The sequence below is a fragment of the Sphaerobacter sp. genome (genome assembly GCF_019683595.1).
Taxonomy (GTDB): Bacteria; Chloroflexota; Chloroflexia; order Thermomicrobiales; family Thermomicrobiaceae; genus Sphaerobacter.
The window spans coordinates 44,065-56,849 of sequence record NZ_JADGHZ010000003.1 but is presented as its reverse complement, the minus strand read 5'-3'; the positions used below and the strand labels follow the sequence as shown (position 1 = coordinate 56,849).

Annotated in this window: 10 protein-coding genes; 4 read left to right on the top strand and 6 right to left on the bottom strand. The window is 69.3% G+C overall.

The window, feature by feature from the left end; genetic code table 11:
• Positions 1-89 precede the first annotated feature (89 nt).
• The gene (locus IRZ30_RS00810) at positions 90-710 is read right to left on the bottom strand and encodes an RNA methyltransferase (protein WP_294081905.1); all 621 of its coding nucleotides are present in this window, start codon (positions 708-710) and stop codon (positions 90-92) included.
• Between the two features lie 79 nt (positions 711-789).
• On the opposite strand from IRZ30_RS00810, the gene IRZ30_RS00805 reads away from it, so the two are divergent.
• Together IRZ30_RS00805 and IRZ30_RS00800 are read left to right on the top strand one after the other, a co-directional pair.
• Positions 790-1,917, top strand: coding sequence for an SAM-dependent methyltransferase (locus IRZ30_RS00805; protein WP_294081904.1), 1,128 nt, complete (start codon positions 790-792; stop codon positions 1,915-1,917).
• Between the two features lie 129 nt (positions 1,918-2,046).
• On the top strand, positions 2,047-2,535 hold the full coding sequence (locus IRZ30_RS00800; protein WP_294081903.1) for a redoxin domain-containing protein: 489 nt from the start codon (positions 2,047-2,049) through the stop codon (positions 2,533-2,535).
• A 461-nt stretch (positions 2,536-2,996) separates the two neighbouring features.
• Here IRZ30_RS00800 and IRZ30_RS00795 read toward each other — a convergent pair whose 3' ends face one another.
• The gene (locus tag IRZ30_RS00795) at positions 2,997-3,323 is read right to left on the bottom strand and encodes a nuclear transport factor 2 family protein (RefSeq protein ID WP_294081902.1); all 327 of its coding nucleotides are present in this window, start codon (positions 3,321-3,323) and stop codon (positions 2,997-2,999) included.
• A gap of 222 nt (positions 3,324-3,545) precedes the next feature.
• Here IRZ30_RS00795 and IRZ30_RS00790 point away from each other — a divergent pair, with 222 nt between their 5' ends.
• Positions 3,546-4,334, top strand: coding sequence for a hypothetical protein (locus tag IRZ30_RS00790; RefSeq protein WP_294081901.1), 789 nt, complete (start codon positions 3,546-3,548; stop codon positions 4,332-4,334).
• A 223-nt stretch (positions 4,335-4,557) separates the two neighbouring features.
• Here the strand turns inward: IRZ30_RS00790 and IRZ30_RS00785 are convergent, their stop codons facing one another.
• The 3 genes from IRZ30_RS00785 to IRZ30_RS00775 form a co-directional block, all read right to left on the bottom strand.
• Positions 4,558-8,904 (bottom strand): GAF domain-containing protein, encoded by a 4,347-nt coding sequence (locus tag IRZ30_RS00785; protein WP_294081900.1) that lies wholly within the window; start codon positions 8,902-8,904, stop codon positions 4,558-4,560.
• Between the two features lie 252 nt (positions 8,905-9,156).
• Complete coding sequence (locus tag IRZ30_RS00780) at positions 9,157-10,002, bottom strand: ECF transporter S component (protein WP_294081899.1); 846 nt, start codon at positions 10,000-10,002, stop codon at positions 9,157-9,159.
• The gene (locus tag IRZ30_RS00775; protein ID WP_294081898.1) at positions 9,999-10,952 is read right to left on the bottom strand and encodes a cobalamin-binding protein; all 954 of its coding nucleotides are present in this window, start codon (positions 10,950-10,952) and stop codon (positions 9,999-10,001) included. Before IRZ30_RS00775 ends, IRZ30_RS00780 begins: the two co-directional genes overlap by 4 nt.
• Positions 10,953-11,568: 616 nt before the next feature.
• Here IRZ30_RS00775 and IRZ30_RS00770 point away from each other — a divergent pair.
• Complete coding sequence (locus tag IRZ30_RS00770; protein WP_294081897.1) at positions 11,569-12,228, top strand: HAD family phosphatase; 660 nt, start codon at positions 11,569-11,571, stop codon at positions 12,226-12,228.
• Positions 12,229-12,244: 16 nt separating this feature from the next.
• On the opposite strand, the gene IRZ30_RS00765 is transcribed toward IRZ30_RS00770, so the two are convergent.
• Positions 12,245-12,748 carry a nitroreductase family deazaflavin-dependent oxidoreductase gene (locus IRZ30_RS00765; protein ID WP_294081896.1) on the bottom strand — a complete coding sequence of 168 codons (504 nt, stop codon included), beginning with the start codon at positions 12,746-12,748 and terminating at the stop codon, positions 12,245-12,247.
• Positions 12,749-12,785: the final 37 nt, after the last annotated feature.

Here is a 12,785-nt window from a genome sequence, read left to right as displayed (position 1 = left end):
TAAAGCCGCCGGGCTGACAACGAAAGCCGGCTCAAGCCGGCTATGGCGACGCAGGGCTGGCGCCTCGGCATGATGGACCCCGCGGCCAGTTACTCCAGCATCCGGCGCTCGCGCTGGAGCCAGCGCACGAGCCGCTCCTGACGCTCCTCGGCAGAGAGCTTCGGCCGGTCGTAGGCGCCGACCGCGCGCCGCTGGCGCAGTGCCTCGTAGAGCGACACTGCGCAGGCAACGGAGATGTTCAGGCTCTGGACCATGCCCATCATCGGGATGACGACCGAGCCGTCGGCGTTTGCGACGGCCTCGTCCGACACGCCCCGGTGCTCGTTGCCGAACACCAGTGCGACCGGCCCCGTGAGGTCCAGGTCGTAGAGATCACGGCTGGCGGCCGACAGGTGCGTGGCGTAGATGGTGAACCCCTGGGCGCGCAGCGCCTGGTAGCATGCCTCGATGCTCTCGTGCCGCACGATGTCGAGCCACTTCACCGCGCTCGCCGACGACACGCGGCTCAGCTCCGGCCACTCCTCGATGGTGTACACGAGATGCACCGTCAGCAGCCCCACGGCGTCGCAGGAGCGGAGGACGGCGCTGATGTTGTGGGGATCGTGGACGTTCTCGATGACGACCGTCAGATCCGGCTGGCGGCGCGCCAGGACGTCGACCATGCGGCGACGGCGCCGCTCGGTGATCGGGCGGGCATCCTGCGTCTCCATGTCCCCGATTCTACGGGCCGCCCGCCGGCCGCGACAACCTGAGGCGGGCGGCACCCGGGTTGCAGAGTAGAATCTCAGCATGAGCGAGCAGGGCGCAGGCGGGCGCGGGTACTGGGACGAGAGCAACGAGGCGCTGGTCGCGATCATCCGCGACCGGATCGCCGACGCGGGGCGTATCACCTTCGCCGCGTTCATGGAGCTCGCCCTGTACCATCCCGAGTACGGCTACTACCGGACCGACGCGGTGCGAGCCGGGAGGGCGGGCGACTTCATCACCGCGCCTGAGGCGCACGCGATCTTCGGCCACACCATCGCCCGCCGCCTCGCCGCGATGTGGCGCCAGCTCGATCGCCCCGAGCCGTTCACGCTGCGGGAGTACGGCGCCGGCGCGGGGACGCTCGCGCTCGCGATCCTCGACGGTCTCCGCACCGACGGCGACGACCTCCTCGCCGCCCTCCGCTACGAGCCGGTCGAGATCAACCCGGCGCGGGAGGCGGAGCTGGCCGAGCGCCTCGGCGAGGCCGGATTCGCCGACCACCTGTGCCAGCCGGAGCCGGGCGGGCGGATCACGGGCTGCGTGCTGGCGAACGAGTTCGTCGACGCCTTCCCGGTGCACCGGGTGGAGATGCGCGACGGAGAGCTGCGAGAGATCTACGTCGTCTGGCGCGACGGCTGGTTCGCCGACGAGCCAGGGCCGCTTTCAACGCCCGAGATAGCAGAGCGGCTCGAGCGCGAGGGCGTAACGCTGGCTGAGGGACAGCGCGCGGAGGTCGCGCTCGGCCCGGCTGGCTGGATCGCCGAGGTGGCCGCCGCGTTGGAACGCGGCTACGCGCTGGTCATCGACTATGGCTACCCGGCCGCCGAGTTGTACGGGCCGGAGCGACGCGACGGCACGCTCAAGGCTTACACGCGGCACACCGTCCATGACGACCCGTACCGCGCCGTCGGGGAGCAGGATCTCACCGCGCACGTGGATTTCACGGCCCTCATGGACGCGGCGCGGGACCACGGGTTGACCGTGCTCGACCTGACCACCCAGGCCGACTTCCTGGCCAACGCCGGCATCGGCGAGATCCTGGTCGCCATGCAGCGACGACCGGGGATCACGGCTGAGGAGTACCTCGCCGCCCGGGCCGCCGTCATGCACCTGATCGACCCGGGCGGGATGGGCCGCTTCCGGGTGCTGACCCTGGGGCGTGAGACGTGATGCGTATTGCGTGTTCCGTGTTCCGTAGTGGGCGATGGACAGGACACGGCTGGCGCTCGGCGGGACATGTGCGACGCCATACGCACGACCTACTACGCACTACGCAGTACGCAATAGGAAGGAGCCCCCATGACGATCAGCGACACCAAGCGGCGCGCGATCCCCAGTCGCGGGGACCAGATCGACTACTTCACCGCAACCGGATCGGACGGCGAGACGATCCGGACACGCGACTACTTCATGCGGCGTAACCTTGCCTTGGTCTTCACCCACGAGGCGGACTGCGCCGCGTGCCGCGAGCTACTGCGCGGGCTGGCCCAGCAATACGCCGCCGCGCGGGCGGAGGACGGTCAGGTGATCGCGGTCGTAGCCGCCGAACCAGCCGCGGCAGAGGCGCTGCGTCACGATCTGGACCTCCCCTTCCCGGTCGTGGCCGACGCCGACCTGACGGTGCATGCGCGTTTCGGCCTGGTAGAGGATGGCGCCCCGCTCGCCGCGATCTTCGTCACCGACCGATACGGCACGATCTACGACGCCTCAGTCGCCGACGCAACGCACCAGATGATGGCCCCCGAAGAGGTGCCCGGCTGGCTCGAGTTCGTCGCCTGTGAGTGCTGAGCCGAACCGGGAATATTGCGCCTCATCCGAGACGCGCCGGCAGCCCCCTTGGTTCACTGTGTGGTGCGTGCCCGGGCCAATGGCATTTGACAAATTACATGGATGTACGCGCTCGGCGCGTGCCCGGGGCGAAAGCCGCCGGGCACATGCCGAGCGGCGAACACCGTCTCACCGAGCCGTGAGCCATACCCCGTCCCAGCCGGCTTTAGCCGGCTTTGGTTGTGAGCCCGGCGGCTTTCGCCTCGGGCACACGTCGCGGTGCGAGATCCTCGTACCACCCTCCCCGGGCACGCGCTGACCGGCGGACACCCATACTAGCCGTCAAATTCCATAACTCCCAGGCCCACACCACGGCGTTGGGATCCTCACACCACCCGCCCCGGGTACGCACCACAGCGCGAGGACCGTCAGCATGGCGCTCATGTCAAGCGGAGAAACGCGAGGTGCACGCCTGCGAGCCTTCAGGCACGCAGGTGGTTGATCGTCAGGCGGCGGATACGGTCGCCATCCACATCGAAGATCCACTCGATCTGCGCGGGGGCGAACCGGGGTGTTTGCACGACACCATGCAGGACCACCCGGTGGGTTCCCATCGTGCGCTCGGCGATCTGGGCGGTTGTGGCCGGTGGCGCGGACTCGATGAGGGCGGCGATGGCATCCCAGCCGCGATAGACGCGCCCGGCCGGGAGGATGATTTCGCCGTCCTGGGCGAAGAGCGCCGCGGCCCCGCTGCCGTCCCGCCCGTTCACGCACGAGATGTACTCCCGTGCCAGGTCGATCGCTGCCATGGTCCTGCTCTCCCGTCCTGCACGGTGCGTTCGCCCCCGGCATTCGTCGCGAGCGACGTGCCAGCGCCGGGGTGGCACCCATCGTACGACTGGAGTGATAGGGCAAAACGGTTTGACAGCATTGGCCACCGTCTTGTACTTTCCGTGAACATAGTCTTTGTTCGAGCCCGTACGGATCGGGTGTGTTGAGTGGGGATTCGTGTTGGAGAGAGGGATTGACGTATGCTGCGTTCCGGACGACATAGACCCCTGCGCGCGCTCAGCGTCGGGCTTCTCGCCTGGAGTCTCGTGCTTGGGGCCTGCGGCGGATCGGCCGCTGATTCGGAAACCCCTGCACCGACGGCGTCCGACGCGCCGGCGACCGTGACCGCGTCGAGCCCGACCGCGGCGCCCACGACCGCCGCCGAGACGCCGACGCCGGAAAGCACCCCCGAGGCAGAGGCAACGGAGAGCCCGACCGAGGCGCCGTCGGCCGGGACGGCGGCCACCGACGTGCTCGCGCCGACCTTCGCGGCCTGGGAGCAGGTTAAGACGCTGCGGATGAAGATGACCATGCCAAGCGCCGCTGCCCCCGGGGAGACGCACCAGATGATATTGGAGATGGTCCGCCCCGATCGGATGCGCGTGACCATGGAGACGGCCGAGGGCACGTTCGAGATGATCATCATCGGGGATGTGTCCTACATGAACCTGGGCGGCACCTGGATGCAGCTCCCTGGGCCGCAGGATCTCAGCACCTACGGGGCGCTGTCGCCGGACGATCCGGTCGACGAAGTCAGTGCACCGGATGTCACCGTGGTCCAGAGCGGCACCGAGACGATCGACGGCGTCGCCTGTACCGTCTGGGATGTGACCATTCCGGACGAGGAGGCAGGAACAATTACCGGGCGCATGTGGGTCGGCGCAGACGACAACCTGCCGCGGCGGTTGGTCTTTGAGACGCCGGACGGGCCGATGACGGTGGAATACTCCGGCTACAACGAAGACATCACCATCGAGCCGCCGATCTAGGGACGGGTCCGCCGTGCACTGGCGGTCGAGCCACCCGCCGGCGACGGTGTACTCGCCGTCCCCGGCAAGGCCGCTGACCGCGCTGGCGCACGGTGGGTCACACATCACGTTGACTCCCACCGGGAACTCGAACAGCAGCGCGCCGACGATCGGCGCGCTGTATCGTCACGGACGGCAGCCCCTGCGCGGGTCATCGAGCGAGCGCGCGCCGGGCCAGGTGAAGCTAGGCGTCGCGCTCGCGGCGAGGCTGGATATCCGGCGGGGTCAAGGGGAGCCGAACGGTAAAGGTCGATCCGACGCCCTCGGTGCTCTCCAGCGTGATGGTGCCGCCGTGCTGCTCCACGATCTGCCGGGAGATGAAGAGGCCGAGGCCGGTCCCGCCCATTTCGAGCCGCGCCCGCATCGTGCGGCTGAAGGGCTGGAACAGTTGCGCCTGTTCACCGGCGGGAATGCCGATCCCCTCGTCGCTCACAGCCAGTTCCACCTCGTCACCGCGCCGGCGCACGCTGAGCCGCACCTCGCCGCCATCCGGTGAGTACTTGAGCGCGTTCGAGATGAGGTTGGTCAACACCTGATCGAGCCGCACCGGGTCCCAGACACCGTGGATCGGCTCCGGAGCGTCGAAGACCAGGCGGTGGGCAGGCGTCCGATCGGGCGACTGCTCGAAGCGAGCCAGCACCGATCGGGCCAGCTCCGTCAGTTCGGTGGACTGCGGGCGCAGCGCCAGCCGGCCCTGCTGGATGCGGGAGACATCGAGCAGGTCGTTGACGAGCATTTCGAAGCGGTCGGTCTGGTCACGCAGGTGAGTCGCCAGTTTGATGAGGTGCTCCCGGTCCAGCGTGGGCTGCTTGAGGAAGCGGAGGAGCAGTTGGCCGTAGCCCTTCACCGTGGTCAGCGGCGTCTTCAGCTCGTGCGAGGCGGTGGACAGGAATGCCTCGCGCACGCGCACCGCGCTCTGGGCCTCCCGGTAGAGTTGCGCGTTCTCGATGGCCAGCGCAGCCCGGTCGGCCAGATCCTGGATGAGGGTCGAGTCGTCCGAGGTGAACGGCTGATCCGTCAGGTCGCGCCACACGGCCAGCGATCCGATGGTGTTGCCGCGCACGGAGAGGGGCACTGCCAGCAACCGGCGGAGCGGGAAGCGATCGACGTAGGGGAGATATTCCGGTCGGATCGTGCGGCGGAGCGACGCCCGGTCCGTCACTTCGAGGACGACGGGCTGCCCGCGCTGGAGTGCCTCCCAGTGCAGGTCTTCCAGCGCCGAGCGGTCGCTGGAGGTGAACAGGGCGCGCGCCAGCGCCCGCGCCTCGGGGTCCGGGTGGTAGATCGCCCCCGGCCGCAGGCTTGGCTCCGACTCGTCGTTCCCCGGAATGAGCCGGATTAGGCAGCCGTCGCTCACGAGTTCGGCGACCCGCTCGGCCGCGGTCTCCAGGACGGCGTGCAGGTCGAGGCTCGCCTCAGCGAAGGCGCGGGAAGCCGCGGCCAGCGCGGTCATGCGGGCGGCCTGCCGGCGGCTCTTCTCCTCCGCTGCCTGGGTGGCGCGGAAGAGGAGTGCGTTGTCGACGGCGATGGCCGCGCGCTGAGCCAGGTCTTCCGCCAGGGCGAGGTCGTCCGGACCATAGTGGCGCCGGGAGTCCGAGCAGATAAAGGAGATCAACCCGATGCGGTGCCCGCGTGCGATCAGCGGCGCGACGATGATCGAGCGCGGCGCGACGAGCCGGATCACCTCCAGGTGCTCCTCGTCGCTGGCCATCGTCATCCAGTCCGTCTCATCGACCGTGGGGCGCAGCACGGCCTTTTCGCGTCCCAGCGCCTCCGCGATCGGATGGGGATGGACGTGGTGTGGCGGGCGACGCGTGTAGGCCTCGTGGAGGCGATCCCGGCGCTCGGGATCGGTATGCGCGATCGCCACGTGCCGGAGACTGGCTCGGTCATCCAAGATGCGGACGATGCACCAGTCCGCAAAGTCGGGTACGGCCATCTCGGCGATCGTGCGCATGGTCTGCTGGTAGTCGAGTGACGAGTTGAGGACCGAACTGGCCTGCGCCAGGAAGGTCTGGCGTCGGCGGGCGGCCTCCTCAGCCGCTCGTGCGTCCTGCTCGGCCTGGTAGAGGCGGGCGCGGTCGAGCGCGTGGGCGCTCTGGCGAGCCAGCGCCAGCAGGAACGCACGATCTTCCTCATCGAAGTCCTGCGGTGTGCTAAAGGCGAGCCCCATTGCCCCGATGACGCGGCCGTCGACGGTGAGCGGCATCACGGCGAGGGCCGCGTCATCGGAGCAGTGCGGATCGGTGCTGCACGCCGGGTAGCGCTCCGCGATCGCCTCGCGCGATTCGAGGAAGATCGGCGTGCCCGTTCGGGTGACGTCGGCCAGGGGGGCCAGAACCTCACGCGGGAAGCGGCGCCCGTACTCGCCCCACTCCTCGGGGCAGCCGACCGCAGCCAGAACCTCCAGCACGTCGTCATCGTCGGTCACCTGGACGATGATCCCGCGGCGGATACCGAGGGTGGCGAACTCCTGGCTGATAGTGACCGCGGCGATCTCGCGCGGTGTCAGCGCGGCGCCGAGCGCCGCGGTTAGCGTCTGGAGCTGGGAGATGCGCGTGGCCGTCTGCTCCGCCGCCCGCCGTGCCTGTTGCTCGGCGGCGTAGAGCCGGACATGATCGACGGCGAGGCCGATGCGGCGAGCGACCTCCCGAGCCAAGGACACGTCGTCGGCCGTGTAGCGCCGGCCCGACTCGGCCATGGCCAGGGTGAGAGCGCCAATGCTGCGCCCACGCGCCAGGAGCGGCGCCACGATCATCGAGCAGAAACCCGCCTCCTGCAGAGCACGGAGGTGCTCCGGGTTCCGGCTAACCGCTTCCAGCAGCGTATCCGTGATCTCCGGGTAGAACTCCGGCTGGCCGGTCTGGATCACGCGGGCTATCCCGTGCGGGGCATCGGGATCAAACGGGTGGCGCCGCTCGATCTCCAGTGCCCAACGAACCTTTTCCGGATCCTGGTGGGCGATCACCTGCCGCTCGACGCGACAATCGTCATCGACGAGGAGGATGGCGCACCAGTCGGCCAGCTTCGGCACGGTAAGCTCGGCAATGCGCTGCAGTGTCGTGTCGACATCGAGCGAGGATGTGAGGACATCCCGAACGTCGGCGAGATACCGCTCGCGCTCTTCGGCGAGGCGCCGCTCAGTAATATCGATGAACGAGACGACGCCGGCCACGATCCGCCCATCCCGGTCCCGGATGGGCGCCGCGTCGACGCGGATGCTGCCTCGCGATCCGTCGCCGCGAATGATGTCGAGTTCCTCTCCAGAGACGGTCGTTCCGTCGGTGATGGCGCGTGCGAGCGGCCACTCCTCCGGCCGATAGCGGGTACCGTCCGGATAGAGCGCCCGGTAGCCGATGGTTTCCCACTCCTGCACGCTGCCGGCGGGCCGGAACGGCAGGCGCCAGATGCGCTCCGCCTCCGCATTGGCAAGGATGAGCCGGCCGGAGGGGACTTCGGCGATGATGACGCCGGCCGGCATCTGCTGCAGCACCGTCTCCAGGTGCGCCCGCTCGGCCTCCAACTGGGCCAGCAGCCGCTCCCGCTCCTGCTCGGCGCGCTTGGTTTCGGTGATCTCGGCGGCGGCGATGCCCACGCCGCTCACCTGGCCGTCCGCGCCGGGGACGGGAAAGTAGCTGATGAGCCAGGTACGGGGAGCCTCCGCCCCGGCGGGCAGCGCGCCCGTGAGCTCCGTGTTGGCCAGCAGCTCCCCCGTCTCCAGCACCCGCCGCACGTGGGGCTCGATCTCGGGCGCCAGATGCGGGAAGAGGTCGCGGACGGTCTTGCCCAGGTGCGCCTCCGGAGGGAGACCGTTCATGGCGGCGATGGCGTCGTTCACCCGAACGTAGCGGAGGTCGCGGTCGAGAAGCGCCAGGCCCACCGGCGCGCTGGAAAAGAGGGTGTCGAACAGGGCGAGAGATGCGGCCTGCTGTTCGACCGCAACAGCCAGTGCCCGGTGAAGCAGGGCGTTGTCGACGGCAATGGCGACGCGCTGGGCGAGTTCCTCCGCCAGTGCGATGTCCGACGGGCCGTACTCACGGCCCGGCTCGGTCAGAATAAAGGAGATCACCCCGAGTGTCCGGTCGCGGGCGATGAGCGGGACAACGATGCTGGAGCGGATCCCCAACTTGAGGACGATGTCCAGGTGCTCGGGGTCCCGGATGACGGCACGGTGCATCGCTTCCGTGATCGTGGGGTAGAAGGCGGTGCGCAGGGTGCGGAGGACGTACGCCGGGCCGTGGGGGGCATCCGGGCGGCTGGCAAAGCGCTCCCTCATGCGGACGGCGAGCGCCTGCTTCTCCGGATCGGCGTGCGCGATGGCGACGCGTTGCAGAAAGCCATCGTCGTCGAGCAGGTAGACGGAGCAGCAGTCACCGAGGGCTGGGACGGCGAGCCGGGCCACAGCGGCGAGGGTTTCCCGGTAATCGAGCGTCCGCGCCAGGGCGATTCCGGCCTCGGCGAGGAAACGTAGTGGCTCGTCACGCACGTCAGGAGCCGGCTGCTCGTTTCCCGCCACCGGACGCTCCAGCACGATCCTCTCCCCTCGGTGAACGGGCGCATCCGTAGTCCGGCCAAAAGCCGGACAGACTCCCCCCTGAGCTCGTTTGCGCCCGCGCGATTACCGCACATTCTATGCCAGCACAAGTGCGCGATACGTCATATGTGATGCGTAATGCGTCACTCGTGTTCCGTGTTACGTGTGTCTCCCCTCTCCCCTGGTGGGCTCCGTTCGAGAGGGGCCGGGGGTGAGGGGGACGCATGACGTATGACGTATCACGCCCTCTCACCCCTCCACCGGCAGCTCCTCCCACGGCTGCCAGGTGAAGCGCTCGTGGAAGCGGTCGAGCAGTGCCAGGACCGGACGGGCCAGCAGCAGCACCAGCACCACGTTCGCCGCGGCGCGGAAGAGGTCGTGGACGAGCGAGGTCACGAGGTAGAAGCGAGCGTAGGTCCGCAGCGTTTCGGCAGCGCTCATCCCCGGCACCCAGTACAACCCGGCCGGCTGCTCCAGCCCGGGCGCGGCAAAGGGCCAGAAGTAGAGGTTCATCACCGCACCGAAGAGGAACCCCCAGACGGCGCCAAACACGGCCAGCACCACCACATCGCGCCGTCCCCCTCGGCGTGGCAACCAACCGGCGCTCATCCCGACCCAGCCCGCAGCCAGCATCTGGAAGGGGAGCCACGGGCCCAGCCCGCCGGTGATGAAGGCCGAGACGAGCAGGGTGAGTGCGCCCATCAGGAAGCCGAAGTCGGCGCCGTAGGCAAACCCCACCAGGATGATGAGCAGGAAGATCGGCGAGGCGCCGAGCAGGCTCGGAATCAGGCGCAGGGCGGCGTTTACGGCCACCAGGACGCCGAGGAAGGCCACCATCTTCGACGTCGCTGCGCCGCGCGCGGTGGCACCCGCCTGGACCTCCAGCAGGATGGTTCCCAGGCAGACGACGGACAGCATGGCGAAGAGGAGCGCCACCTCGGTGCCACGCCCGGTCAGGCGCTCCGGGCGACCCAACGCCGGAAGGAAGAAGGGATAGGTGAAGGTGAGGAGGCCCACCAGGCTAGCCGCCCAGATGACGGGTGAGCCACGCCGTCGAACCACTGCCGCGGGCGTCAGGTCGACCTGCTCGGTCACCGGACCGGCTCCGCAACCCCGAGCCGGATCTGCTGCACGGTGCCCGGCGGCCCACCCCGAGCGAACCGCTCCGGGTGGAGGATGCCCGTCAGGATCTCAATCCCGCCGACGATCCGCGGGCCCGGCCGGTTAAAGTAGCCGGAGCCGTCCACCGCGTAGACCTGCCCGTCGCGCACGGCCGGGATGTCGTCGAGGAAGGGCGGTAGCACGCCGGCCGTGCGCGCCGCGCGCTCCGCCTCGGCGATCGTCCCCTTCAGGTCGTAGCCGCAGGGCATCAGCACCAGCACCTCCGGCCCGGCGTCGCGGATCTGCTCCCAGGTCACCGCGAACGACGGTTGCCCGGCCCGACCGAGCACGTCCTGCCCGCCGGCCAGCGCCACCATCTCCGGCACCCAGTGGCCGCCGACCATCGGCGGATCGAGCCACTCCAGGCACACGACCCGGCGCGGCGCCTGGCCCGGATCAACCCGTCCTCCGATGTACGCGATTCGGCTCCGCAACGCCGCGACGACCGCTTTGGCCGTCACCGTGCGCTCCGTGAGGCTGCCGACGGTGAGGATCGACTCCAGCACCTCCTCGACCGTGCGCGGCTCGACCGAGACGACGCGGGGCGGGTTGGGTAGCCGCTGAGCGATGGCCTGCACGTCCTCGTAGGAGACGGCACAGACAGCGCAGAGCGCCTGGGTCAGGATCAGGTCCGGAGCCAGCCGCTCCAGCAGCTCCACGTCCAGCTCGTAGATCGACTCCCCTTGCAGCACCCGCTCACGAATCAGCCGGTCGATCTCGGCCCCGTCGTCGACGTCGGACGGCAGAACATTGCGGGTGATCCGCGGCCGCTTCTGTGCCGCCGGGGGGTAGTCGCACTCGTGGGTGACGGCGACGAGCTGGTCGCCCAGGCCGAGCGCGAAGCAGATCTCCGTGGTGCTTGGCAAGAGTGAGACGATCCGCATCCCAGCCGTCCTTCCCGCTCCACCGACGAGCCTACCCCCATCATAGCGCAGCGGGGGAAGGGGCTACGGTCCTCGGGCGAGCATGACGCATCGGAGCGACACACGAGGAGCGCCGATGCCGGACACAGCTCCGCCTTGCCCCTGGCCTGGCTCCCCTCTCCCAACGTGGGGTTTGACGAACTAACTCAGTAAACCCGCCAGCCGCTCGCGACTCCCCGCGTGTCATCCTGCGCTGCGCCAGGGACGGCGGCCAGCCGGCCCCGGCGCAGCGCAGGATCGCTCCGGTGCGTGACTGAGCCGACGCGAGATCCTTCGGCTCGGACGGCGACGCCGCCCGGCGCAGGCGCACCGGCCGGCGGAGCGAAGGATGACAGCGAACGGGCAACGGGGTCGGCTCCGGTATATCACGGTCATTCGTCAAACTCCATGTTGGAAGAGGGGGCGGGGGTGAGGGCCACTCCCGCGGGGACGGGCGAAGGTGCCCGGTTGTACTGCCACAGGGGTTCCCGCATACACGATACCTATGTAAATCATTGCTCCGCTCGCGGCGCGGGATGTGCGCGGCGGGCCGGGCAGCCGTGCGTCGACGTGGGAGGCACATGGACGGGAGCGAGCCGTGACCGAGGGTGTCAAAGGCATAGTGTTCGACCTCGATGGGCTGCTCATCGAGTCTGAGGAGTACTGGGAGCAGGCCCGCCGGGAGTTCGTCGCCCGCTATGGCGGAACATGGGGCGAAGACGCCCAGCAGGCGGTGATGGGCGCCAATACCCGCCAGTGGTCGCGCTACATCCGCGAGGCGTTCGACATCCCGCTCACCGAGGAGGAGATCGCGGCCGCGGTCATCGCCCGGATGCAGGAGCTCTACCACGATCGTCTGCCGCTGCTGCCCGGTGCGGTCCCGGCAGTGCGAGCCCTGGCCGACCGCTACCCGCTGGCGGTCGCCTCCTCGTCGCCGCCCGTGCTCATCCGCTTCGTCCTGGCGGAAATGGGCGTGGCCGAGTGCTTCCAGTCGGTCACTTCGTCGGATGAAGTCGCGCACGGGAAGCCCGCGCCCGACGTCTACCTCCTCGCCTGCGAGCGCCTGGGCGTCGCGCCCGAGCAGGCGGTGGCCTTCGAGGATTCGACCGCCGGGATCGCCGCGGCGCTCGCCGCGGGCCTGCGTGTCATCGCCGTCCCGAACCGGGGTTACCCGCCCGACCCGGACGTGCTGCGCCGGGCCGACCTCACCCTCCCCTCGCTGGAGGAGTTCGACCCGGCCGTGTTGGAACAGTGGTAGCCCGGGAGGTCCGTCCTCAGCCGTCCGATCGGTCATCCTCCCCGGCGTCCCGCGGGCGGAAGGCGACGAAGGGGACGGTGTCGAGGGCCTGCTGCCGCGCGGCTGGGCCGCGTGTGTCCAGGCCGAGCAAATAGGGGAGAATGCGTGCCTCCAGCGGGTGCTCCTTTTCCCAGCGAGCGAAGAACGCCTCCGCCTCCTCGCGAGACAGCACCCGGTGGGCCGGCACGTAGCGGAGCCGCCCGGTCCGCACCTCCACCGCGCCCCCGGCCTGCACGTTGCGGAACCAGTCGGCACGCCGCCCCCAGGCCGAGACGACGATGCTCTCCCGCGTCGCCGGGTCGAACTGGAGGACTTCCAGCACCGTCCGGTACGTTCGCCCGCTCGTCCGCCCGTGATGGGTCAGCAGCAGAAAGCGGTGGCCCAGGAGCCAGCCGAGGTCACGCTCGTACAGCACGACGGGAAAGCGCAACAGGCGCTTCACGAGGCCGCGCGGCTTGGTGCGGACGAGCCCGGATGGCATGACATGCCTCCACCGCGTGGTGCGCCCGTGGGAGGGC